This is a genomic window from Variovorax sp. PAMC26660, from assembly GCF_014302995.1.
Lineage (GTDB): Bacteria > Pseudomonadota > Gammaproteobacteria > Burkholderiales > Burkholderiaceae_C > Variovorax.
Genome location: NZ_CP060295.1, coordinates 3380035 through 3402643, shown reverse-complemented (window position 1 = coordinate 3402643; position 22609 = coordinate 3380035). Strand labels below are relative to the sequence as shown.

22 protein-coding genes are annotated in these 22609 nt (G+C 66.0%); 2 read left to right on the top strand and 20 right to left on the bottom strand.

Annotation, left to right across the window (positions count from 1 at the left end; translation table 11 throughout):
* Positions 1–5: 5 nt before the first annotated feature.
* On the bottom strand, positions 6–944 hold the full coding sequence (locus H7F35_RS16180; RefSeq protein WP_187113828.1) for a 2-hydroxyacid dehydrogenase: 939 nt from the start codon (positions 942–944) through the stop codon (positions 6–8).
* 43 nt (positions 945–987) lie between these two features.
* Positions 988–2862, bottom strand: a complete 1875-nt coding sequence (locus H7F35_RS16175; protein ID WP_187113827.1) for an ABCB family ABC transporter ATP-binding protein/permease — start codon at positions 2860–2862, stop codon at positions 988–990.
* A gap of 40 nt (positions 2863–2902) precedes the next feature.
* Here H7F35_RS16175 and H7F35_RS16170 point away from each other — a divergent pair, with 40 nt between their 5' ends.
* Positions 2903–3328, top strand: a complete 426-nt coding sequence (locus tag H7F35_RS16170) for an acyl-CoA thioesterase (protein ID WP_007834091.1) — start codon at positions 2903–2905, stop codon at positions 3326–3328.
* 28 nt (positions 3329–3356) lie between these two features.
* On the opposite strand, the gene H7F35_RS16165 is transcribed toward H7F35_RS16170, so the two are convergent.
* The 13 genes from H7F35_RS16165 to H7F35_RS16105 form a co-directional block, all read right to left on the bottom strand.
* Positions 3357–4463: an ABC transporter substrate-binding protein gene (locus H7F35_RS16165; protein WP_187114295.1), complete on the bottom strand. Its 1107-nt coding sequence runs from the start codon at positions 4461–4463 to the stop codon at positions 3357–3359.
* A gap of 186 nt (positions 4464–4649) precedes the next feature.
* Positions 4650–5414 carry an enoyl-CoA hydratase gene (locus tag H7F35_RS16160; RefSeq protein ID WP_187113826.1) on the bottom strand — a complete coding sequence of 255 codons (765 nt, stop codon included), beginning with the start codon at positions 5412–5414 and terminating at the stop codon, positions 4650–4652.
* 35 nt (positions 5415–5449) lie between these two features.
* Positions 5450–6046, bottom strand: a complete 597-nt coding sequence (locus H7F35_RS16155) for a 2-hydroxychromene-2-carboxylate isomerase (RefSeq protein WP_187113825.1) — start codon at positions 6044–6046, stop codon at positions 5450–5452.
* A gap of 328 nt (positions 6047–6374) precedes the next feature.
* Positions 6375–7121: an SDR family oxidoreductase gene (locus H7F35_RS16150; protein WP_187114294.1), complete on the bottom strand. Its 747-nt coding sequence runs from the start codon at positions 7119–7121 to the stop codon at positions 6375–6377.
* 91 nt (positions 7122–7212) lie between these two features.
* The gene (locus H7F35_RS16145; protein ID WP_187113824.1) at positions 7213–8049 is read right to left on the bottom strand and encodes an acyl-CoA thioesterase; all 837 of its coding nucleotides are present in this window, start codon (positions 8047–8049) and stop codon (positions 7213–7215) included.
* 32 nt (positions 8050–8081) lie between these two features.
* On the bottom strand, positions 8082–8981 hold the full coding sequence (locus H7F35_RS16140) for an alpha/beta fold hydrolase (RefSeq protein WP_187113823.1): 900 nt from the start codon (positions 8979–8981) through the stop codon (positions 8082–8084).
* Between the two features lie 157 nt (positions 8982–9138).
* Positions 9139–10335: an acetyl-CoA C-acyltransferase gene (locus tag H7F35_RS16135; RefSeq protein WP_187113822.1), complete on the bottom strand. Its 1197-nt coding sequence runs from the start codon at positions 10333–10335 to the stop codon at positions 9139–9141.
* Entirely contained in the window at positions 10332–10781 is a 450-nt protein-coding gene (locus H7F35_RS16130; protein ID WP_187113821.1) for an endonuclease domain-containing protein, read from the bottom strand. The genes H7F35_RS16135 and H7F35_RS16130 overlap by 4 nt, the downstream gene beginning before the upstream one ends.
* Positions 10782–10795: 14 nt before the next feature.
* The gene (locus H7F35_RS16125) at positions 10796–13195 is read right to left on the bottom strand and encodes a 3-hydroxyacyl-CoA dehydrogenase/enoyl-CoA hydratase family protein (protein ID WP_187113820.1); all 2400 of its coding nucleotides are present in this window, start codon (positions 13193–13195) and stop codon (positions 10796–10798) included.
* 36 nt (positions 13196–13231) lie between these two features.
* Positions 13232–13678 carry a DUF2147 domain-containing protein gene (locus tag H7F35_RS16120; RefSeq protein ID WP_187113819.1) on the bottom strand — a complete coding sequence of 149 codons (447 nt, stop codon included), beginning with the start codon at positions 13676–13678 and terminating at the stop codon, positions 13232–13234.
* Between the two features lie 49 nt (positions 13679–13727).
* Positions 13728–15524 carry an acyl-CoA dehydrogenase C-terminal domain-containing protein gene (locus tag H7F35_RS16115; RefSeq protein WP_187113818.1) on the bottom strand — a complete coding sequence of 599 codons (1797 nt, stop codon included), beginning with the start codon at positions 15522–15524 and terminating at the stop codon, positions 13728–13730.
* A gap of 68 nt (positions 15525–15592) precedes the next feature.
* Positions 15593–16282 (bottom strand): TetR/AcrR family transcriptional regulator, encoded by a 690-nt coding sequence (locus tag H7F35_RS16110; protein WP_187113817.1) that lies wholly within the window; start codon positions 16280–16282, stop codon positions 15593–15595.
* A 174-nt stretch (positions 16283–16456) separates the two neighbouring features.
* A complete protein-coding gene (locus H7F35_RS16105) occupies positions 16457–17215 on the bottom strand; it encodes an SDR family oxidoreductase (protein ID WP_187113816.1) in 759 nt (252 codons plus the stop codon).
* A gap of 130 nt (positions 17216–17345) precedes the next feature.
* On the opposite strand from H7F35_RS16105, the gene H7F35_RS16100 reads away from it, so the two are divergent.
* Entirely contained in the window at positions 17346–18233 is an 888-nt protein-coding gene (locus H7F35_RS16100) for a LysR family transcriptional regulator (RefSeq protein ID WP_187113815.1), read from the top strand.
* Between the two features lie 14 nt (positions 18234–18247).
* Here the strand turns inward: H7F35_RS16100 and H7F35_RS16095 are convergent, their stop codons facing one another.
* The 5 genes from H7F35_RS16095 to H7F35_RS16075 form a co-directional block, all read right to left on the bottom strand.
* Positions 18248–19084, bottom strand: a complete 837-nt coding sequence (locus H7F35_RS16095) for a helix-turn-helix domain-containing protein (RefSeq protein WP_187113814.1) — start codon at positions 19082–19084, stop codon at positions 18248–18250.
* A gap of 45 nt (positions 19085–19129) precedes the next feature.
* Positions 19130–20119 carry a sialic acid TRAP transporter substrate-binding protein SiaP gene (locus tag H7F35_RS16090; RefSeq protein WP_187113813.1) on the bottom strand — a complete coding sequence of 330 codons (990 nt, stop codon included), beginning with the start codon at positions 20117–20119 and terminating at the stop codon, positions 19130–19132.
* 90 nt (positions 20120–20209) lie between these two features.
* Positions 20210–21058, bottom strand: coding sequence for a fumarylacetoacetate hydrolase family protein (locus tag H7F35_RS16085; protein WP_187113812.1), 849 nt, complete (start codon positions 21056–21058; stop codon positions 20210–20212).
* Between the two features lie 25 nt (positions 21059–21083).
* On the bottom strand, positions 21084–21839 hold the full coding sequence (locus H7F35_RS16080; RefSeq protein WP_187113811.1) for an SDR family NAD(P)-dependent oxidoreductase: 756 nt from the start codon (positions 21837–21839) through the stop codon (positions 21084–21086).
* Complete coding sequence (locus H7F35_RS16075; RefSeq protein WP_187113810.1) at positions 21836–22570, bottom strand: SDR family oxidoreductase; 735 nt, start codon at positions 22568–22570, stop codon at positions 21836–21838. Before H7F35_RS16075 ends, H7F35_RS16080 begins: the two co-directional genes overlap by 4 nt.
* Positions 22571–22609 lie beyond the last annotated feature (39 nt).

Below are 22609 nucleotides of genomic sequence, written 5' to 3'. Positions count from 1 at the left end.
AGACATCAGATCGGGGTGACGACGCCGCGCCCCGCGAAGTGCCTTTCGACATTCGCCAGGAAATGATCGACCGACCTCTGCGTCGCCTCGGGCGACCAGCCCGCCATGTGCGGGGTCAGCAGCACGTTGTCGAGCCCGACCAGCTGCTCGGGGCGCTTGGGCTCGCTCTCGTACACATCGAGGCCAGCGCCCGCGATGCGGTTCTCGCGCAGCGCCGCAGCCAGCGCCTCGGTGTCGACCACGCTGCCGCGTCCGATGCTGACCAGGTAGCCCTGCGGCCCCAGTGCATCGAGCACTTCGGCATTGACCAGATGACGCGTCGCTGGCCCGCCCGGCGCCGCGAGCACCAGGAAGTCGGCCCAGCCCGCCAGCGACTTCAGGTCATCGAAGTAACGGTGCGTCGCGCCTTCGCGCGGCTTGCGGTTGTGATAGCCAATCTCCATGTCGAACGCGGCGCCGCGCTTGGCGATCTTCTGGCCGATGGTGCCCAGCCCCAGGATGCCCAGCTTCTTGCCCGACACGTTGGCCGGTTGCGGAATGGCGTCGCGCCACACGCCTTCGCGGCACAGGCGATCGAGCTTGCGGAACTCGCGCACGATGCTGATGAGCAGCCCGAAGGCATGGTCGGCCACGCAGTCGTCGTTGGTGCCGGCGCCGTTGGCCGTGACGATGCCGCGCGCGCGCGTCACCTCGAGCGGCACGCCTTCGTAGCCCGCACCCAGGCAGCAGATCAGCTCCACCGCCGGCATGGCCGCGATTTCCTCGGGCTTGATGCCGATGACGCCGATGGTCAACACCGCGCGGAATTTCTTGCCGTGCTCGGCAACCGCGGCTGCGCGCTGGGCGGCGTCGAAGGCAAAGGTCGCGTCATAGACCTCGGCAATCTGGGCCTGGTGGGCTCTGGAGAGCCGGTTGAGCACCAGCAAGGGAATCTTGGTCGACACGTCTGAACTCCTGGATCGGTAAAAAAGAGAATGAATGATCGCGCTACATCAGCGGTGTCGCTTCGCTCTTCTGCAAAGCCCACATCTGCGCGTAGCGGCCTTGCTGCGCGAGCAGTTCGGCATGCGTGCCGCGCTCGACGATCACGCCCGACTCCAGCACCAGGATCTCGTGCGCATCGACCACCGTCGACAGGCGGTGCGCGATGACCAGCGTGGTCTTGTCCTGCGCGGCGCTCTTGAGTTCGGACTGGATCGCGCGTTCGTTGGCCGAGTCGAGCGCCGAGGTGGCCTCGTCGAAGATCACGATCGGCGGGTTCTTCAGCAGCGTGCGCGCGATGGCCACGCGCTGCTTCTCGCCGCCCGAGAGCTTCAGGCCGCGCTCGCCCACCGTCGTTTCGTAGCCCTTGGGCGTGGCCGAGATGAAGTCGTGGATGCGGGCGGCGCGTGCGGCGTCTTCCACCTCTTCGCGGCTCGCACCCGGGCGGCCGTAGGCGATGTTGTATTCGACCGTATCGTTGAACAGCACCGTGTCCTGCGGCACGATGCCGATGGCGCGGCGCACACTCGACTGCGTGACCTCGCGGATGTCTTCGCCGCCGATGGTGATACGGCCCTGCTGCACGTCATAGAAGCGGTACAGCAGCCGCGCCAACGTGGACTTGCCCGAGCCTGAAGGGCCGACCACGGCCACCGTCTTGCCGGCGGGAATCTCGAAGCTCACGTGCTTGAGGATGGGGCGCGCGGACTCGTAGGCAAAGCTGACGTCTTCGAAGCGGATGGTGGAGTTGACGCCGCCGCCGTCACCCCTGCCCTCTGCCGGAGGGAGAGGGAGCAAAGACAACGGCTGCGCATCCGGCGCATCGCGCACCTCGCGCTCCTTTTCCATCAGCACGAACATCTTGTCCAGGTCGGTCAGGCTCTGCTTGATCTCGCGATAGATCACGCCCAGGAAGTTCAGCGGAATGTAGAGCTGGATCATGAAGGCGTTGACCATCACCAGGTCGCCCAGCGTCATGCGCCCTTCGACCACGCCCGAGGTGGCGCGCCACAGCATCAGCACCAGGCTGATCGCAATCAGCAACTGCTGCCCCATGTTGAGCATGCTCAGCGTGCGCTGGCTCTTGATGGCGGCCTTGCGGTAGCGGTCGAGGCTGGCGTCGTAGCGCCTGGCCTCGAACTCCTCGTTGTTGAAGTACTTGACAGTTTCGTAGTTCAGCAGCGAATCGACCGCGCGGCTCTGCGCCATGGAGTCGAGTTCGTTCATGGTCTTGCGGAACTGCGTGCGCCACTCGGTCACCGTGACCGTGAAGGTGATGTACAGCACCAGCGCCGCGAGCGTGATCCAGACGAACAGCGAATCGAACTTCACGCCCAGGATGGTGAGCACCAGCACCAGCTCGATGATGGTCGGCACGATGCTGTAGAGCGACATCGAAATGAGCGAGTGCACGCCGCGCGTGCCGCGCTCGATGTCGCGCGTCATGCCGCCGGTCTGGCGCTCCAGGTGAAAGCGCAGGCTCAGCGCGTGCAGGTGGCCGAACACCTCCAGCGCAATCTGCCGCGCCGTGCCTTCGGTGGCTTTGGCGAAGATCAGCTCGCGCAGCTCGCCGAACATGGCGGTCGAAAAACGCAGCAGCCCATACGCCAGAAGGAGCCCGATCGGCACGATCAGCAACGCCTGCGCCATGTCGGGCTTGGGCGTCATCGTGTCGATGAGGTTTTTCAGCAGCACCGGCACGCCCACGTTGGCCACCTTGGCGCCCACCATGAACGTGAGCGCGGCAATCACCCGCCACTTGTACTGCCAGAGGTAGGGAAAGAGGCGGCGCAGCGTCGCCCAGTCGGAACGGTCGCTGGTCGCCGGCGGGTGGCCGGAGACGGTGTGGGAGGGGGGAAGGGCTTCGCCGCTGCGGCGCATGGAGGACAATCGTGGTTGTTGTTTGTTGCAGATTGTGCCCATGTCCGATACTTCCAGTGCTGCCGCGGCAGCGACCCTCAAGAGCCTGCCCACTGACATGGAGCTGGTGCTCAAGGTCATTCCGATGCCGGCTGACTGCAATGCCAACGGCGACATCTTCGGCGGCTGGGTCATGGCCCAGTGCGATCTGGCCGGCTCGGTGATCCCGGCGCGCTATGCCAAGGGCCGCCAGGCCACGGTGGCGGTGAACGAATTCATCTTCAAGCAGCCGGTGCGGCTGGGCGACATCCTCTCGTTCTATTCGAAGCTGGTGCGCATCGGGCGCACTTCGGTCACGGTCACGGTCGAGGTGTTTGCCGAGCGCTTTCGCGCGCAGGGCGAGTACATCAAGGTGACGCAGGCCACCTTCACCTATGTGGCCATCGACGACAACGGCCGCCCCCGGGTCATCGAACAGCAGCCCTGAGCCACGGAAAACGCGGCTGCGAGCTCGGTCAGACGCCCGGGTCGCGCACCCGCTCGAAGTGCTCGAACTCGCGGTTGATCCAGCGTCCCTCGTGACGCTCCACGCGGCGGATGTACACGGTCTGCACGATGTCGCGCGTGTGGGCGTCGATCTCGATCGGCCCGCGCGGGCTGTCGAGCTTCAGGCCCCGGAAGGCATCGACCAGCCGCTCCCCGCTCACACCGCCGCGCGCGGCGGGTGAACTCATCGCGGCGTCGATGGCCGCGAGCGCGTCGTGCGCCGCCACCGCGAAATAACCCGGCCGCAGATGGCTGCCGTACTCCGTCTCGAAGACGCCGGTGAAGCGGCGGTTGGCCGGTGACTCGTGCGCAAACGAATAGTGATGGCTGGTCACGAGGCCATCGGCCAGCTCGCCGATGCCCTGGAGGTAGTTGTCGTCGGTGGCATCGCCGGTCGCCAGCAGGCGGATGCCGGTATCGGCCATGCCGCGGTCGCGCCAGAACTTCAGGAAGCTCGCCGGCATCTGCCCCGAAGGCAGGAAGAAGAACACCGCCTGCGGCTTGAGTTCGCGCAGGCGCAGCATGTAGGCCGAATAGTCGAGCGTGGCCAGCGGCACCCGCAGCATCGCGCCAACCCGGCCGCCGCCCGCGGTGATGCCCGAGACGAAGGCGCTTTCGGCATCGACGCCCGAGGCGTAGTCGGCCACCACCGTGCACACGTCGCGCAGGCCCTGCTGCAGCGCCCAGCGCGCCAGCGGCAACGTGACCTGGGCGATGGTGAACGACGTGCGTACCGCGAAGGGACAGCGCGCCGTGATGCCCGAGGATGCCGCGTTCATCACCACGACCGGAATCTTCGCCTGCGTGGCGACGTTGCCGACGGCATAGGCGTTGGAGCTGAAGTCGAGCCCCGCCAGCAGGTCGACGCGCTCGCTTTCCACGAGGTCTTGCGCCTGGCGCCGCGCCTGCTCGGGCGCGCTGCCCGGCACGTCGCGCCGCAGCAGTTCGACTGGCCGGCCCGCAATGTGCTGGTTGTGCGCCGCGAGCCAGACAGCCATGCCGGCATCGAACTGGCGCCCACCACCCGCATAAGGGCCGGACCACGAACCGATGACGCCGATGCGCAAGGGCCGCACACGCGCCAGGGCCAGCGAAGGTGCGGCCAGCGTGCCTGCGAGCAAGCCCAAAGTACGCCTGCGGGTCGGCCTGAATGCTACTTTTTCAGTAGCATCATTCGCCCACTGGACGGGCGTTTCGGGCATATGGGTCTCTTCATCTTGCACGGCGGACAGTGTACGCGTGCAAGCCGGAAAGCCCGGTTGTCAGACCTTTGAAAAGTCCGGCTTGCGCTTCTCCATGAACGCGCCGAAAGCCTCGCGGGCCGCCGGTTCGCGCAGCATGCGGCCAAAGCTCGCGCCTTCTTCGTCCATGCGTTCGAGCACTGCGGGCATCTGCGCCTTCTTCAGCAGGCGCTTGGTTTCGATCAGCGCGGTCAGCGGCTTGGCAGCGAGCTTGCGGGCCTGCGTCTGGGCAATCGCGTTCGCCTCGGTCGGTGGCACCACGCGGTTGACCAGGCCCACCTCGAGCGCGGCCTCGGCCATGAAGGGCTCGCCCAGCAGCAGCGCTTCGGCGGCGCGGTGGTAGCCCAGCATCTGCGGCACCAGCAGGCTCGATGCCGCTTCGGGACACAGGCCCAGGTTCACGAAGGGCAGCGAGAAGGCCGCGTTGTCGCCCGCATAGACGAGGTCGCAGTGGAACAGCATCGTGGTGCCGATGCCCACGGCCGGGCCGCAGACGGCCGCGACGATCGGCTTCGGAAAGGTCGCGATGCCGCGCAGGAAGCGGAACACCGGCGACTCCTGGTTGGCGGGCGGCGCATTCAGGAAATCGCCGATGTCGTTGCCGGCGCTGAAGATCGTCGGGTCGCCCTGGATCAGCACGCAGCGCACAGCCGCGTCGCTCTCGGCCGTCGCCAGCGCGTCGGCCAGCTCGGCATACATGCTGCTGGTGATCGAGTTTTTCTTGTCCAGACGGTTGAAGGTCAGGGTCATCACACCGGCTTCGGTGTGGACGAGGATGTCGCTCATGGAAATGGTCCTTGGATAAAAACGGGTCGCCGATGTCAGGCGGCCACCAGTGCTTCACGCACGAAATCGAGCCGGTCCTGGCCCCAGAACATCTGGTTGCCGACGAACATGGTGGGAGCGCCGAACACGCCGCGTTCCACTGCCTCTTGCGTGACGGCCTTGAGGCGGTCTTTCACCTCCTGCGCGCCGGCCAGCGCGAGCAAGGCAGTGGCGTCGAAGCCCGCATTCTGAAGCACCGCGCCGACCGTTGCCGGGTCGTTGAGGTTCTTCGGCGCAACCCACATCGCGTGGTAGATCGCATCGACATACGCGCCGAAGCGCGCCGGCTCCTTCATCTGGATGCCGGTGGCACCGCGCATCAGCAGCAGCGTGTTGATGGGGAAGTGCGGGTTGTGTTCATAAGCCACGCCGTAACGCTTGGCAAAGCGCTGAAGGTCGGCCGTCATGTACGGGCCCTTGGGTTTGATCTCTGCGGGCGAATGGTTGCCGGTGGCCTGGAACACGCCGCCGAGCAGCATGGGCTTCCACACCAGCTCGGCGCCGGTGTCTGCGCACACGTGCGGCAGCTGCGTCGCGGCCAGGTAGGCGGCGGGGCTGCCGAAGTCGAAATAGAAGTCGACGGACTTTGTCATTGGTGTCTCCTTGGGTCTCTTCAGTTTGTGTTCGGGTCTGTACGTCCGGGATGCGGGTTCATTCGGGGCGAGTGCGAATGACACCAGGTGCTCCCCTCCGCGAATGTCCCCCGCTTCGCTCCTCCTTTATTTCGCTGCGGGGAGCACCCGGCGTCATTCGCATCTGGGCACGCTGCTATTGATCCTGCGATCAACAACTGCTCTGAGCGCTCACGCCGATACGGGGCTCTTTTTCGCGAAATAAAGGAGGAGCGAAGCGGGGGACATTCGCGAAAAAGAGCACCGTGTCGGCGTGAGCGACGCCCTGAACAGCACCGCCCTCGTCATCTCAGAATTTCTCGGACCACGGACGCAGATCAAGCTCATGCGTCCACGCATCACGCGGCTGCGAGTGAAGCATCCAGTAGGCATCGGCAATGTGCTCCGGGTTGAGGATGCCGTCGTCTTCCTTCAGCGCATAGCGCTCGGGGAAATTGCTGCGGATGAACTCGGTGTCGATGGCACCGTCGACGACAACGTGCGCCACGTGAATGCCCTGTGGCCCCAACTCACGCGCCATCGATTGAGCCAGCGCACGCAAGGCCATCTTCGCGCCGGAGAAAGCGCCAAAGTTGGCCGCTCCACGCAGCGAAGCCGTCGCCCCCGTGAAGATGATCGTGCCGCGATGCCCGCCCTTCGGCAGCTCACGCGACACCATCCGCTTGGCCACTTCACGTCCGTTGAGAAAGCCCGAGAAACAGGCCATCTCCCACACCTTGAAGTACTTGCGCGCGCTCTCGGTCAGGATGCTCTCCGGCACGTTCGCACCGATGTTGAACACCATCACCTCGATCGGGCCGATGGTCGATTCGATCTGCTCGATCAGCGCGACCACTTCCTCCTCCTTGCGCGCATCGCAGGCAAACGCATGGGCGCGCCCGCCATCCGCCTCGATCTGCGCAACCAGCGGCTGCAGCTTGTCCAGGCTGCGCCGCGTGACACAGGTGGCATAGCCCTCGCGGGCGAAGCGACGCGCAATGGCGCCGCCGGTGGCATCGCCCGCGCCGACGATGAGTGCGGTCTTGGTGAGCGCCATGGTCACGAGCGCCGCGCCGGGCCGCCCCAAGCAAGCGAGCGCCCCCTCGGGGGGCAGAGAGGACACGAAGTGCCGAACGTGGGGGTCATATTTATTCCTTGTAGTAGACGATCTGGTTCGACGTGGCGAGCAACACGCCCTTCTCGCTCCACAGATGCGCCGTCTGATCGAAGAAGCCGTTGAAGAACTGCTGCCCCACCGCACGGCCCAGTAAATAGCCTGTGCCGACCTCGGCCAGTTGCGCCGCATCGGCATGGAAATAAGTGGTGATCGACACCGTGCCCGCCGGCACGTGCTTGGCGCGGCGCAGCCAGATGCGCGGATAGAACATGTCGCTCATCGCGGCCAGCGAGGCAAAGTCGAGCGGGCGTTCTTGGGCGTCGCGCAGCCAGATGCGGGTTTCGCTGTGGTGCAGGCTGTCGTCCCACTTCGAGGGAATGCCACCGCTCGCCGGGCGCATCTCGTACTGGTTGATCCAGGCCACGCCGGAAGGGCCGATGCTCATGCGTTCGACCGTCTCGGGCCTCGGCACCTCGGGCATCGGCATGTCGCTCTGGCCCCAGGTGTCGCGGCGCGCGGCCGTCACCACGGTGGCGGTGGTCGTCATGTTCGGCGCGCCGCCAGCACCGGGCTGCGTGATCTGCACAGTCCAGTGTTGTGTCGAACGGTTGGTGCGCACCGCCGTGGCCTGCACGTCGAAAGCGCCGGCTTCGAGCGCGGCCGCGTAGTTGACGGTCAGCGCAATCGGCGTGCCGAGCAGGTCGGGATGCTGCAGCACCGATTGCAGCGCAGTCGCCGCGGTGGTGCCGCCGAAGGGTCCGACCATGTTCCAGTAGTCGGGGCTGGTCGTGCCTGTGAAGTGCCCCACGCGGATGTCGCTGTGGTGCAGTGCCAGGGCTTTGTCGAAGGGGTGGTGCGTCGTGCTCATGGTGATCGGCAGTGTGCCTCCGGTGGGCCGCGTCACGCAGTCGTGTGCGGGACGTTGGCGTGCTGCACCGCGGTAAGCGATGCAAGCCGGTGCAGCTTGTCGACCGTGCTCGGCCACAGGCTCTGGCTGAACTGTTCGCGGAAGAAACCGAAGTGGCCGATGCGCCGCGCCTGCACGTCGGCCGGCGCAATGCGCTCCACCGCGCTCGGTGCGCCTGCATAGAAGCTCACCAGGCTTTCGGTGCCGGCGAGCGTCATGAGTTCGTCGTCGGTCATCGACAGCGCGAGCACCGGGAAGCGCACGCGGCCGTAGCTCTGCAACGCCAGCGCGCCTTCGGCACCGACGCTGTAGCGCGGGTTCAGGCACCAGCGCCGCCATTGCAGGATCACGCCGCGCGGCAGGTCGCCGATCTTCTTCAGCTTGCGGCCCGGGAAGTAGCCCCAGAGCCTGGTTGCAAGCGGCACGACCACGAACCAGAAGTAAAGAATGCTGCGCTTGAGCTTCGGCGCGTTCTCGCGCCAGTAGCCGCTGCCGGCCGCGATGCTCACGAGGCCCGCGACCTGTTCGGGCCGCTGCAGGAAGCCCGGCAGTTGCGCACCGAGGCTGTGACCCAGCAGGTACAGCGGCTCATCGGGCAGCGCGGCCTTGGCGGTGTCGATCACCGCTTCATAGTCGCGCGCCCAGTCGAACAGGTCGGCCTCGAAGCCGCGCAACGGCGCATTGCCGCGCGAGTCGCCCGAGCCTCGGTAGTCGAAGGTCCAGACGCGCAGGCCCTGCTGTGCGAGCCATTGCGCGAAGGGTTCGTAGAACGACTGGCGCACGCCCATCGCGCCGCCGATGACGATGCTGGCGCGCGGTGCGCCGGCGGGCTCGTAGCGGCGCACCGCCAGTTGCTGTGCGCCACCGTCGACCGGGAGCTGTTGCGCTTGCATGGGTTTGCCTCTTTCTTCGTTGACCAACCACCGCCTCGCGGCGTAGCGAGCGGGATGAGATGCAAGGCGCGGGTGGCGGGAAACCGGAGCGACCTGAAGGGTCGTGAGGATTTCCCGACGGGCCCCGCAACGCCGCAGATCGCCCGCGCAGTAGCCGCTAGACGCGTTCAAAAATCCCGGCGGCGCCCTGCCCCATCCCCACGCACATCGTGACCATGCCGTACTTCAGGTTCTCGCGGCGCAGCGCATGCACCACGGTCGCCGCGCGGATCGCGCCGGTCGCGCCCAGCGGATGGCCCAGCGCGATCGCGCCGCCCATCGGATTGACCTTCGACGGATCGAGCCCCAGCGTGTTGATGACTGCCAGCGATTGCGCGGCGAAGGCTTCGTTCAGCTCGAACCAGTCGATGTCTTCGTGCTTCAGGCCCGCATAGCGCAGCGCGGCCGGAATCGCCTCGATCGGGCCGATGCCCATGATGTGCGGCGGCACGCCCTTGCTGGCAAAGCTCACGAAGCGCGCGAGCGGCGTCAGGCCGTATTGCTTGACTGCCTTCTCGCTCGCCAGGATCAGCGCGCCAGCGCCATCCGAGGTCTGCGAGCTGTTGCCGGCCGTGACGGTGCCGCGCGCGGCGAACACGGTGCGCAGCTTGGCCAGGCCTTCGAGGCTGGTGTCGGGGCGTGCGCCTTCGTCGAGGCTGACGGTGCGCGTCTTCGCGATCGACTCGCCGGTCTCCAGGTTCGGCGTGCGGTCGGTCACTTCGATGGGCGTGATCTCGTCGGCGAACTTGCCGGCCTTCTGCGCGGCCAATGCCTTCTGGTGCGAGGCGAGTGCGAATTCGTCCTGCGCCTGGCGACTCACCTTCCACTGCTGCGCGACCTTCTCGGCCGTGAGGCCCATGCCGTAGGCAATGCCCACGTCGCCTTCGCGCTCGAAGATCGAGGGCGACAGCGAGGGCGAGTTGCCCATCATCGGCACCATGCTCATGCTTTCGACACCGGCCGCGATCATCACGTCGGCCTCGCCGACGCGGATGCGGTCAGCGGCCATCTGCACGGCCGAGAGGCCCGAAGCGCAGAAGCGGTTGACGGTGATGCCGCCGATGCTGGTGGGCAGGCCGGCCAGCACCGCGCCGATGCGCGCGACGTTCAGGCCTTGTTGCGATTCGGGAATCGCGCAGCCGCAGATGATGTCTTCGATGGCCTTGGGGTCGAGGCCTGGAACCGCCGCGAGTGCTGCCTTCAGCGTGGTCGCGAGCAGGTCGTCGGGGCGGTAGTTGCGGAAGTAGCCGCGATGGGATTTGCCGATGGGGGTGCGGGTGGCGGAGACGATGTAGGCGTCTTGAATCTGTTTCATGGCTTTTCAGTCCTTGTATCTTGTCTTGCCCCCTCTCCCGCTTGCGGGAGAGGGTTGGGGTGAGGGTTGTCTTCCTGCAGTGCCTGCAGGATCCGCTCGCGTACGGCATCCGTCTGCGTCAGCACTTCGTTGTTCCAGAAACGGAGCACGCGATAGCCCTGGGCTTCGAGAAAACGGGTCCGGTTCCCGTCGTAGGGGGCCGCGTCCACATGCTGACCGCCGTCCAACTCGACGATCAACTTCGCTTCGAGGCACGCGAAGTCTGCGAAGTAAGGACCGATCGAACGCTGGCGACGGAACTTGTGATCGGCCATGCGGCGATCGCGCAGGTGATACCAGAGAAGAGCCTCAGCGTCGGTCGGGGTCGTGCGAAGGCTGCGTGCCCTCACCCTAGCCCTCTCCCGCAAGCGGGAGAGGGGACCGGCCGTGTCGAGGTCTTCGCTCATGGTCCTTGCGAGCGTCAGTTGCGAACTGGCTTGCCGGTGCTGAGCATTCCCATGATCCGCTCCTGCGTCTTCGGATGCACGATCAACGAGCAGAACGCCTTGCGTTCCAGCGTCATCAGGTATTCCTCGGTCACAAGCGAGCCCGCGTCAACATCGCCGCCGGTGACCACGTTCGCGATCAGGCTCGCGATGTGGAAGTCGTGCGCGCTGATGAAGCCGCCGTCGCGCATGTTCACGAGCTGACCCTTGATCGTCGCGGCGCCGCTGCGGCCGGCCACGCGGAAGGTGCGGCGCAGCGGTGCGCGGTAGCCGGTGTCAGCCATCGCCTTGGCCTGCTGCAGCGCCACGTACAGCAGTTCGTCCTTGTTCGGCACGATCACGTCGCTGTCGAGCAGGAAGCCCAGCTTTTTCGAGTCAAGCGCGCCGGTGCCGACCTTTGCCATCGCCGCTGAGGTGAAGCCTTCGGTCAGGAACGGCAGCAGGTCGGTGCCCGTCGAGGCCGATGCGTTCTCGGCCGCGCGACGTGCGATGTACGTCAGGCCGCCCGCGCCGGGGATCAGGCCCACGCCGACTTCGACCAGGCCGATGTAGCTTTCCATCGCCGCCACGCGCTTGGCCGAGTACACGGCCAGTTCGCAACCGCCGCCCAGTGCCAGGCCGCGCACGGCCGACACCACCGGCACGCTGGCGTAGCGGATCTTGAGCATCACGTTCTGCAGTTCTTCTTCAGCGCCTTCGACCGCGCCGATGCCCGCGACCACGAAGGCCGGCAGCATCGCCTGCAGGTCGGCGCCGACCGAGAACATCTCGTCGGGCGACCAGATCACCAGGCCCTTGTATTCGGCTTCCGCCAGATCGACCGCAGCACCCAGCGCTTCGGCCACATCGGGGCTGATGGCGTGTATCTTCGAGTGGATGCTCGCGATGAGCACTTCGCCGTCGAGCGTCCAGACGCGCACATCGCCTTCGTCGCTGATCGTGGTGCCGGCCTTGTTGGCATCGGCTGCATTTGCACCGAGCACGCTCTCGGGGAACAGTTGGCGGTCATGCACCGGCAGCCTACGCTGCGGCACGAACTTGTTCTGCGAAGCGCTCCAGGAGCCTTCTGGCGTGTGCACGCCACCAGCTTGCGCCACCGGTCCTTCAAACACCCACTTGGGCAGCGGCGCAGTGCTCAGCGCCTTGCCCGCATCGATGTCTTCCTGGATCCACTTGGCAACCTGTGCCCAGCCGGCTTCCTGCCACAGCTCGAACGGGCCCTGCTTCATGCCGAAGCCCCAGCGCATCGCAAAGTCGATGTCGCGTGCGCTCTCGGCGATCTCGGCCAGGTGCACGGCGGCGTAGTGGAAGCCGTCGCGCAGGATGGCCCAGAGGAACTGGCCTTGCGGCCCTTCGCTCTCGCGCAGCAGCTTCAGACGTTCGCCTGCGGGCTTCTTCAGCATGCGGCCGTACACCTCGTCGGCCTTGGCGCCGGCGGGCACGTACTCGCCGCTCTTCAGGTCGAAGCGCAGGATGTCGCGGCCGACCTTCTTGAAGAAACCGGCCTTGGTCTTCTGGCCCAGGTTGCCCAGCTCGAGCAGCTTCGCAAGCACCGGCGGCGTCGCGAAGTTGGCGTAGAACGGATCGGTCTCTGCGTTCAGGTTGTCCTGCAGCGTCTTCACGACATGGGCCATGGTGTCCAGGCCCACCACGTCGGCGGTGCGGAAAGTGCCCGAGCTGGCACGGCCCAGCTTCTTGCCCGTGAGGTCGTCCACCACGTCAGGCGTGAGACCGAACTTCTCGACTTCCTTCAGCGTGGCCAGCATGCCGGCGATGCCGACACGGTTGGCGATGAAGTTGGGCGTGTCGTGCGCGCGCACCACGCCCTTGCCGAGCGTGCTGGTGACAAAGGCTTCGAGGTCGTCGAGCACCTGGGGCTGCGTGGTGGGCGTGTTGATCAGCTCCACCAGGAACATGTAGCGCGGCGGGTTGAAGAAGTGAATGCCGCAAAAGCGCGGCTTCAGCGCTTCGGGCAACGCTTCGCTGAGCTTGGTGATCGACAGGCCCGAGGTGTTGGAGGCCAGGATCGAATGCTTGGCGACGTGCGGCGCGATCTTCTTGTACAGATCGAGCTTCCAGTCCATGCGCTCGGCAATGGCTTCGATGATGAGGTCGCACTCGCCGAGCTTGGCGAGGTCGTCCTCGTAGTTGGCCTGTTCGATCAGCACGGCATCGGCCACGTCGCCGAGCGGCGCGGGCTTGAGCTTCTTGAGGTTGTCGATGGCGCGCGTGACGATGCCGTTCTTCGGGCCTTCTTTTGCGGCCAGGTCGAACAGCACGACAGGCACGCGCACGTTGACGAGGTGGGCCGCAATCTGCGCGCCCATCACGCCGGCGCCGAGCACGGCGACCTTCTTCACTTGAAATCGGGACATGTTGCTTGGTATTTCTTGGATAGGTTGCGCGCAGGCTTACTGCACGCGGTTCCAGGTTTGGGTGCGCCAGAAGGGGCCCAGATAGCCGCGCACTTCGAGCTTCTTGCCGCCTTCGATGGGCGTGAAGCTCGCGCGGTATTCCTTGCCGTTCTCGGGGTCGAGGATCTTTCCGCCTTCCCAGACGTCCTTGCCCTCGGCCTTCTTGCCACCACGGATGATGTCCAGGCCCGTGATGAGCTTGTCCTTGCGGTCGTCGCTGCATTCCACGCAGACCGCATCGGGCTTGGTGTCCTTCTTCAACGACTTCTCGATGCGCCCGAGCAGCGCGCCGTTGGCCTCCCCGATGCGGATCTCGGCCTTGACTTCGCCGGTTTTGTCATCGACGTTGCGCCACAGCCCCACCGGGGTGCTCTGGGCCATGGCTGAAACGGCAACGACGGAGGTGGCGGCGAAAACGATGGCTGCAACGAAGGTGGCTTTCATGTTCGGCTCCGAAAGAAGGTGGAAAGAAGAAAGGACGTTGGCGACGGATTCAGGCCAGCGCTGCGTCGGTGTCCATCAACACCTTGCTGCCGTTGCGGGCCGTGCGCATCAGCGTCAGGGTCTCGGGGAACAGCTTGGCGAAGTAGAAGCGCGCGGTCTGCAGCTTGGCAACGTAGAACGGGTCTGTGTTGCCGGCTGCGATCTCGCGCAGCGCGACCTGGGCCATGCGTGCGAACAGGTAGCCGAACACGAAGTGGCCGGCCACGCGCAGGTAGTCCACCGCGGCGGCGCCGACTTCGTCGGGGTTCTGGAAGCCCTTGAAGCCGATCTCGGTGGTGAACTTGGTGAGCTGGTCGCCCAGCATCGCGATCGGGTTGATGAACTCGGCCATCTTCTCGTTCACGCCTTCTTCTTCCACCAGCTTGCCCACGAGCTTGCCGAACTTCTTGAGCGACGCGCCGTTGTTGCCCAGGATCTTGCGGCCCAGCAGGTCCAGCGACTGGATGGTGTTGGTGCCTTCATAGATCATGTTGATGCGGTTGTCGCGCACGAACTGCTCCATGCCCCATTCCTTGATGAAGCCATGGCCGCCAAAGACCTGCATGCAGGCGTTGGTGGCGATGTGGCCGTTGTCGGTGATGAAGGCCTTGACGATGGGCGTGAGCAGCGCGACCAGCTCGCCGCTGTCCTTGCGCACCTTCTCGTCAGGATGGTTGTGCTCCTTGTCGAGCAGCAGCGTGCAGAAAATTTGCAGCGCGCGGCCGCCTTCGGCGAAGGCCTTGGCGGTGAGCAGCATCTTGCGCACGTCGGGGTGCACGATGATGGGGTCGGCTTCCTTGTCCTTGGCCTTCACGCCCGAGAGCGAGCGCATCTGGAGGCGGTCCTTGGCATAGGCCAGTGCGTTCTGGTAGGCCACTTCGGTCAGGCCCAGCGACTGGTTGCCCACGCCCAGGCGCGCGGCGTTCATCATCACGAACATCGCGGCCAGGCCCTTGTTGGGCTCGCCCACCAGCGTGCCGGTGGCGCCTTCGATCACGATCTGCGCGGTGGCGTTGCCGTGGATGCCCATCTTGTGCTCCAGGCCGGCGCAGAAGATCGGGTTGCGGCCGCCGAGCGAGCCGTCGGCCTTCACATGGAACTTGGGCACCACGAATAGGCTGATGCCCTTGCTGCCCTTGGGCGCATCGGGCAGGCGGGCCAGCACCAGGTGAATGATGTTGTCCGTCATGTCGTGCTCGCCGGCCGAGATGAAGATCTTGCTGCCGGTGATGCGGTAGGTGCCGTCGGCCTGGGGTTCGGCCTTGGTGCGCAGCAGGCCCAGGTCGGTGCCGCAATGGGGTTCGGTCAGGCACATGGTGCCGGTCCATTCGCCGCTCGTGAGCTTGGGCAGGTAGGTCTTCTTCTGTTCTTCGGTGCCGTGAGCCTTGAGCGCTTCGTACGCGCCGTGCGAGAGGCCGGGGTACATGGTCCAGGCCTGGTTGGCGCTGTTGAGCATCTCGAACAGGCACTGGTTGACCACGAACGGCAGGCCCTGGCCGCCGAAGGCCGGGTCGCACGACAGCGCGGGCCAGCCGCCTTCGACGTACTTGGCGTAGGCGTCCTTGAAGCCCTTGGGCGTCTTGACTTCGTGCGTGGCCTTGTCGAGCGTGCAGCCTTCTTCGTCGCCGCTGATGTTCAGCGGAAAGGTCACTTCGGCGGCGAACTTGCCGGCCTCTTCGATCACCGCGTTGATGGTGTCGGCATCGGTCTCGGCATGGGCCGGCAGCGCCTTGAGTTCTTCGGTGACGTTGAGCACTTCGTGCAGCACGAACTGCATGTCGCGCACGGGTGGGTTGTAGGTAGGCATCCGGAACTCTCCTGGTCGAAGCTGGGTAAAAAGGAAAAGAGAAAACGAAAAGGGGGCGGCCCGCCCGCTCAGCGCACGGGCTTGAGGCGGCGGGCGGCGGGCGCTGCGGCGGCCTCGGCCTTCGGGGCGTTGGGCGTGGCACTGCGCGCGAGGATGTTGTCGAAGCCGATGTTGGCGCGGCCGATGGAGCCGGGCACCTGCAGGAAGCGCGCCTCGTAGTGCAGCGCGAGGATCAGGCCGTGGATCTCGAACGCGACCTGGCGTTCGTCGGCGTCGGCACGCAGATGGTCTTCGGTCTGCGACTGCACGATGGCGCGCAGCACGGCGGCCTGCCAGATGCTGACCGACTCGACCAGCGCGTCGCGCACGGGGCCCGGCCGGTCATCGAACTCGGAGGCACCGCTGATGTAGATGCAGCCCGAGTCGATTTCGGTCGAGGTGCGCTTCATCCAGTTGGCGAACATGGCGCGCAGTCGCGGCAGGCCGCGCGGCGCCTTGAGCGCGGGAAAGAACACCTCTTGCTCGAAACGTGCGTGATACTCGCGCACCACCGAAATCTGCAGTTCCTCGCGCGAACCGAAGTGGGCGAAGACGCCCGACTTGCTCATCTTGGTGATCTCGGCCACCGCGCCGATGGACAGGCCCTCGAGCCCGATCTGTGCGGCCAACGCCAGCGCGGCGTCGACGATCACGGCCTTGGTTTGCTGGCCCTTCTGGGCAGCCCGGACTGGCTTGGCGGGAACGGCTGTGGCAGACATCGTGGAATTTCCAGACAAAAACGAACGGTCGTTCTATTTTGCAGGGGCTTTGCACTTTTGGCTGCCAAAGACCTTCAGTTTATGAAGGTCAAATCGAAGCAAAAACGAAAGATGCGCCTCGCACGCGAAGTGCAGGCGCTCTTGCCTTCGGGCCGTCATCGGCCCGGACAAACGTCAGAACTCTTGCGACACCGGCCGCAGCACCACCTCGTTGATGTCCACGTTCGCCGGCTGCTCTACCGCGTAGACGATGGCGCGTGCCACCGAGTCGGCGGGGATCTGGTTGGCGTCGTAGAAGGCCTTCACGCCGGCTGCGCTCTCGGCGTCGCTGCTGCCGAACTTCAGTTCCGACTCGACCGCGCCGGGCGACACGATGGTCACGCGCACGCCGCTGTTGCCGACTTCCACGCGCAGCCCCTCGGAGATGGCGCGCACCGCATGCTTGGTCGCGCTGTAGACCGTGCCGATCGGCGTGAACACCTTCAGCCCGGCGATGGACGCCACGTTGACGATGTGCCCGCTGCCCTGCGCCTGCATGCGCGGCAGCACCGCGGCAATGCCGTAGAGCACGCCCTTGATGTTGACGTCGATGGTGCGGTCCCACTCGTCGACCTTGAGCTTGTCGATGGGCGACAGCGGCATCACGCCCGCGTTGTTGACCAGCACGTCGATGCGGCCGAAGGCTTCGACGGTGGCTGCGGCGAGCTTTTCGAGGTCGGCGCGCCTGGCCACGTCGGTGGCGACGGCGATGGCTTCGCCGCCGGCTTCGCGGATCTCGGCGACGACCTTGTCGAGCCGGTCGGTGCGGCGCGCTGCAAGCACCACCTTCGCACCGCGTGCGGCCAGGTGGCGTGCGGTCGATTCGCCGAGCCCGCTGCTCGCGCCGGTGACGATGGCGACCTTGCCCTTGATGTTGTCTTGAACGGATGTCATGGGAGATTCCTTTGGCGATGTGTTGAAGAAGTGCATGCAGTGTGGAAAATCAGCGTGTTCCCGTAAATGAAGCGATCGCGACTTCAGAATTCGCCATTGCGGAACACCCGCCCTCTTGAAAGCAGCCACCTTGTCCAACCGCCTCGAAGCCTTGCGCGTGTTCTGCACCGCCGCCGATGCCGCCAACTTCCGCGATGCGGCTGTCCGGCTGTCGGTATCACCCCAGGTCGTCACGCGCGCGGTGCGCGAGCTGGAAGAGGAGCTGGGCGAGCCGCTGTTTCACCGCAGCACGCGCGGCGTGCAGCTCACGGACTTCGGGCGGCAACTGGCAGAGCGTGCGCGGGTGGCGGTCGGTGGCGTCGACGACCTCTTTCACCGCATCGACCGGCGCGCCCTCTCGCAACATGCAGGCACGGTGCGGGTCACCGCCCCAGGCATCTTCGGTCGACGCTTCATCCCGCAGGCGCTGGCACCGATGCTGGCCACGCATCCCGGCCTCACGCTGGACTTGCGCGTGGCGGAAGAGCACACCGACGTGGTCGGCCAGCAGATCGACATCGGCGTGCGCGTCGGCCCGCTGCGCGATTCGCGCTTCGTCGCGCGGCCGGTGGGCAAGATGGCGCTGCACGTGGTGGGCGCACCGGAACTTATCGCGCGCACGGGCGTGCCGAAGAACCTCGAAGCGCTGGCGGCGATGCCGCTCACCTCGCTGATCAACCGCAAGTCGCGGCGGCCCTGGCCCTGGGGCTTCAGCAAATCGCGGCAGGTGCCGGTGCCCTCGCCCGCCTTCATCACGGACGACTACGACGCCGAGTGCGCCGCCGTGCTTGCGGGCCTGGCTTTCGGCCAGCTCATCGCGCCGCTGGTCGAGCCCTGGCTGCCATCGGGTGCGCTGGTGCCGGTGCTGGAAGCAGATGCGCCGGAGCCGTGGCCGATCTACGTCTATCGCGCACAGCGCGCACCGGTGCCGGCACGCGTGCGGCTGGTGTACGACGAACTGGTCCGCGTGCTGGGCTGAATGCCCGATTGCGGCTATTGCGGGCGCTGTGCCCGCTGCCACGCACCGGGCGTGAAGCCGAACTGGCGCGCGAAGATGCGCGTCATGTGGCTCTGGTCGGCAAAGCCGCTGTCGGTGGCGGCATGCGCAAGGCTGGTGCCCTGGCGGATCAGCTTGCGTGCGCGCTCGGCGCGCTGCAGCACGAGCCACGCATGGGGCGGCACGCCATAGGCTTTCTCGAAGCGGCGCAGCAGTTGGTATTTGCTCAGGCCGGTCATCGCCGCCATGTCGGCCAGCGTGGGTGGACTGAGCAAATCGTCGGCCAGCCGTTCGCGCACGCGTCGCACGTCGCCGGCTGCTTCGCTGCCGGGTGACGCGGTGGCGTGGCCATCGAGCAGCAGGCCGCAGACCTCGACCAACGACTCTTCGCAGGCCAGCGATTCCACGCTGTTCAGCACGGGTGCGGCGTGCCAGTCGTCAAGGCGGGTGAACAGGCGCCGCAGCGTGTCGCCGAGCCGCGCATCGCGGATCACGGGCCGGGTGAGTTCCACGTCGATGCCGTCGTCCGCATCACCCTTCATGCCGGCAATGACGCCCGGGTCCAGGTACACCATGCGCCAGCAGCGCGACGGGCCGCCCAGCGGCTGGCCGTCATGCACTTCGCCGGGGTTGGTCGTGATCAGGTCGCCGGCATAGGCGTCGACCTTGCCGCGGCCGCTGGCCGAGCGCTGGGCACCGTGCTCCAGCAGGCCCAGGCCGTAGGTCGCATGCCAGTGCCGGCCGTAGTGCAGGGCACTGTCGATCGACGTGCCATACACGCCGTCCCACGGGGAACCGAACACATGGCTGCGATGGGGCGAAGGGGCCTGCATGCGAGGGATGATCGCAGACAGGCGGGCCGCGGGTGTTTCAGGGCGTCAGTGCGCGCCGGCCTTCACGAGGTCGCGGATCTTCTCGTAGTCGCCGGGCCGCGCCTGCAGGTCGGCCGGCGACACCGCCTTCAGTGCCGCCTCGACGAAGGCCTGCCGGTCGGGGCGAATCACCTTGATGCCGGTCTCGCCGAGCTTGCCTTCGGCCACCAGCTCGCGCGCGATGATCTGCACGCTGGCCCACACGGCGTCCTTGCGGATGATGTCGTTCACGATGGTCCGGTCGCCCGCGCTCATGCGCTGCAAGGCGGCAGGCGAGATCACGATGCCGAGCATGTCGTACATGTGGCCGGTGAGCGTCACGCTCTTTTGCACCTCGTAGAACTTCTTGGCAAGGATCGTGGGCAACGGGTTCTCCTGCGCATCGATCTCGCCGCTCTTGAGCGCGTCGTACACCTTGGCGAACGGCATCGGCGTGGCGGTGGCGCCCATGCTCCTGGCAAAGAGCTTGTAGGTGGGCGCATCGGGCACGCGCAGCTTCAGGCCCTGCATGTCCTTCGGCGAGTTGATCGGTTTGTTCGAGGTGACATGGCGCGCACCGTAGTAGATGGCCGCCATCAGGTGGTTGCGGCTTTGCGCCTCATAGCCCTTGCGCAGCTCGTCGAACACCGGGCTGACGAGAAAGCGCCGCACGTGATCGGGGTCGGAGAACAGGAAGGGAAAGCCCACCACGCCCAGCGGCGCATAGTCGCGCGCCAGCACGTTGATGCCGATGTAGGCCATGTCGATCTCGCCCGCCGCCAGCTTCTTGCTGTAGTCGGCCTCGCCGCCGAGCGCGCTGGCCGGAAAGAGCTCGATCTCGACGCGGCCCGCGGTCGCCGTCTTGATCTTCTGCGCCATCGCCTGGGCCTGCGTGTGGAAAGGCTCGCTGGTCTCGTAGCCGTGCGCCCACTTGAGGACGACTGGCTGCTGCGCCTGCGCGGGCGCGCCCGCGATCAACCCGGCGCCCAGCAGGAGCGCCGCGAAAAAATTCTTCATTGATTTGTCCCCACCACTGTTATTCAAATTCTTCTGGAGGGTCGCGGCGCCCTTCATGCCGAAGGACGCCGCGCCATCATCGCGCGCCGTTCAGAGCTTGAACGGAACGACTTCCTGCCGCTGCTCGCCCAGGCCTTCGATGCCCAGCGTCATCACGTCGCCCTTTTTCAGGAACATCGGCGGCTTCATGCCCATGCCGACGCCGGGTGGCGTGCCGGTGGTGATCACGTCGCCGGGCATCAGCGTCATGAACTGGCTCACGTAGCTGACGATCTTGGCCACGCTGAAGATCATGGTCTTGGTGCTGCCGGTCTGCACGCGCTGGCCGTTCAGGTCGAGCCACATCGCGAGCTTCTGCGGGTTCTCGATCTCGTCGCGCGTCACCAGCCAGGGGCCGAGCGGGCCGAAGGTGTCGCAACCCTTGCCCTTGTCCCATGTGCCGCCGCGCTCGATCTGGTATTCGCGCTCGCTGATGTCGTTGATGGTGCAGTAGCCGGCCACGTAGTCGAGCGCGCTCTTTTGCGACACGTAGCGTGCGCGCGTGCCGATGACCACGCCGAGTTCGACTTCCCAGTCGGTCTTGACCGAACCCTTGGGCAGCATCACCGGATCGTTCGGACCCTGGATGCAGCTGTTGGCCTTGGTGAACACCACGGGCTCCTTGGGCACCGGCAGGCCGGACTCGGCCGCGTGGTCCGCGTAGTTCAGGCCGATGGCGATGAACTTGCCGACGTTGGCCACGGGGCTGCCCAAACGCGGCTTGCCCTTGACCAACGGCAGCTTGTCGATCTTCTGCTTGCGCAGCTTGGCAATGGCGGCATCGCCGAGCTGGTCGGGACCGATGTCCTTGACGATGGCGCTCAGGTCGCGCAGCTTGCCGTCGCTGTCGATGAGGCCGGGTTTTTCCTTGCCGGGGTTGCCATAGCGGACGAGTTTCATGCTTTCCTTTCAGTGCATTGATTGATCAGTACGTGGAGCGACCACCGGAAAGGTCGAAGACCGCGCCGGTGGAAAAAGAGCAGTCTTCGGTGCAGAGCCAGCCGACCATCGCGGCCACCTCTTCCACCGTGCCGAAGCGGCCCATCGGGATCTTCGAGAGCATGAAGGCGATGTGCTCGGGCGTCATCTGGTCGAAGATGGCCGTCTTCACCGCCGCGGGCGTCACGCAGTTCACGCGGATGCCGGTGTCGGCCAGTTCCTTGCCGAGCGACTTGGTCAGGCCGATGACGGCCGCCTTGCTGGCGCTGTAGGCGCTGGCGTTGGGGTTGCCGTCTTTCCCTGCGACAGAGGCGATGTTGACGATGCGGCCGTAGCCCCGGTCGCCCTGCTTGCGCATCTGCGCGACCACTTCGCGGCAGCACAGGAACACGCCGTTGATGTTGACGTCCATCACCTGGCGCCAGTCGTCCACCGGGTAGTCCCACAGCTTGGTGTTGGGCCCGGTGATGCCGGCGCTGTTGACCAGCGCATCGATGTGCGGCACCTGCGCCAGCGTGGCCGCCACGGCTTTTGCAACGGAAGGCTGCTGCGACACATCGACCTTCAGCGCAAAGGCCTTGTCGCCGAGCGATTGCGCCGCCTGATTGGCGGCGGCTTCGTCGCGGTCCCACAGCGTGACGCTGCCGCCCGAAGCCACCAGCCGCTGCGCGATGCCGAAGCCCAGGCCCGTGGCGCCGCCGGTGACGACCGCATGCCGGCCTGCGAAGTCGAGCTGGTTCATATGGTCAGGCCGCCATCGACGGTGAAGTACTGGCCGGTGGCGAAGATCGATTCGTCGCTGGCCAGGAACACCACGACCGGTGCGATCTCTTCGGCCTGCGCGAGCCGGCCCATCGGCTGGCGCGCGATGAAGGCCTTGCGGGCTTCTTCGGGGTCGGCGTTGGCGTTGATGCGGTCGCCCAGCGAAGGCGTGTCGACCGTGCCCGGGCACACCGCATTGCAGCGGATGCCCTTGGTCACGTAGTCGGCCGCCACGCTCTTGGTGAGCCCGAGCACCGCCGCCTTGGTGGTGCCGTAGACAAAGCGATTAGGCAGACCCTTCATGCTGGAGCACACGCTCGCCATGTTGATGATGCTGCCGCGCCCCGCCGCCAGCATGCCGGGCAGCACGGCCTGGATGGTCCACATCTGGGCGCGCACGTTGAGGCTGAAGGCGAACATCAGTTCGTCGTCGCTCGCCTGCTCGATGGTGCCGTTGTGCACCACGCCCGCGCAGTTGAAGAGCACGTCGAGCGTGGGCAGTTGCGCCGCCAGCGCGCCGATGGCCGCCTTGTCGAGCACATCGAGCTTCAGGGCCGTGACGTTGGCCACGCCGGCATAGCGTTCAAGCAGCGTCTCGTTGACGTCGGTGGCCCAGACGCGCGCGCCTTCGGCCGCGAGCGCCAGCACGCTGGCATGGCCGATGCCCTGGCCGGCGGCAGTGACCAGCGCGGTTTTTCCCTTCAGTCTCATCGTGTCTCCTGCATGCGAATGTGCCTTGGCGGCCGGCGA

Bases quoted from the DNA above. Each gene is read 5' to 3' on its own strand.
- H7F35_RS16175 (WP_187113827.1), bottom strand. From the start codon at position 2,862: ATGCGCCGCAGCGGCGAAGCCCTTCCCCCCTCCCACACCGTCTCCGGC.
- H7F35_RS16170 (WP_007834091.1), top strand. From the start codon at position 2,903: ATGTCCGATACTTCCAGTGCTGCCGCGGCAGCGACCCTCAAGAGCCTG.
- H7F35_RS16160 (WP_187113826.1), bottom strand. From the start codon at position 5,414: ATGAGCGACATCCTCGTCCACACCGAAGCCGGTGTGATGACCCTGACC.
- H7F35_RS16155 (WP_187113825.1), bottom strand. From the start codon at position 6,046: ATGACAAAGTCCGTCGACTTCTATTTCGACTTCGGCAGCCCCGCCGCC.
- H7F35_RS16150 (WP_187114294.1), bottom strand. From the start codon at position 7,121: ATGGCGCTCACCAAGACCGCACTCATCGTCGGCGCGGGCGATGCCACC.
- H7F35_RS16145 (WP_187113824.1), bottom strand. From the start codon at position 8,049: ATGAGCACGACGCACCACCCCTTCGACAAAGCCCTGGCACTGCACCAC.
- H7F35_RS16140 (WP_187113823.1), bottom strand. From the start codon at position 8,981: ATGCAAGCGCAACAGCTCCCGGTCGACGGTGGCGCACAGCAACTGGCG.
- H7F35_RS16135 (WP_187113822.1), bottom strand. From the start codon at position 10,335: ATGAAACAGATTCAAGACGCCTACATCGTCTCCGCCACCCGCACCCCC.
- H7F35_RS16130 (WP_187113821.1), bottom strand. From the start codon at position 10,781: ATGAGCGAAGACCTCGACACGGCCGGTCCCCTCTCCCGCTTGCGGGAG.
- H7F35_RS16125 (WP_187113820.1), bottom strand. From the start codon at position 13,195: ATGTCCCGATTTCAAGTGAAGAAGGTCGCCGTGCTCGGCGCCGGCGTG.
- H7F35_RS16120 (WP_187113819.1), bottom strand. From the start codon at position 13,678: ATGAAAGCCACCTTCGTTGCAGCCATCGTTTTCGCCGCCACCTCCGTC.
- H7F35_RS16115 (WP_187113818.1), bottom strand. From the start codon at position 15,524: ATGCCTACCTACAACCCACCCGTGCGCGACATGCAGTTCGTGCTGCAC.
- H7F35_RS16110 (WP_187113817.1), bottom strand. From the start codon at position 16,282: ATGTCTGCCACAGCCGTTCCCGCCAAGCCAGTCCGGGCTGCCCAGAAG.
- H7F35_RS16105 (WP_187113816.1), bottom strand. From the start codon at position 17,215: ATGACATCCGTTCAAGACAACATCAAGGGCAAGGTCGCCATCGTCACC.
- H7F35_RS16095 (WP_187113814.1), bottom strand. From the start codon at position 19,084: ATGCAGGCCCCTTCGCCCCATCGCAGCCATGTGTTCGGTTCCCCGTGG.
- H7F35_RS16090 (WP_187113813.1), bottom strand. From the start codon at position 20,119: ATGAAGAATTTTTTCGCGGCGCTCCTGCTGGGCGCCGGGTTGATCGCG.
- H7F35_RS16085 (WP_187113812.1), bottom strand. From the start codon at position 21,058: ATGAAACTCGTCCGCTATGGCAACCCCGGCAAGGAAAAACCCGGCCTC.
- H7F35_RS16080 (WP_187113811.1), bottom strand. From the start codon at position 21,839: ATGAACCAGCTCGACTTCGCAGGCCGGCATGCGGTCGTCACCGGCGGC.
- H7F35_RS16075 (WP_187113810.1), bottom strand. From the start codon at position 22,570: ATGAGACTGAAGGGAAAAACCGCGCTGGTCACTGCCGCCGGCCAGGGC.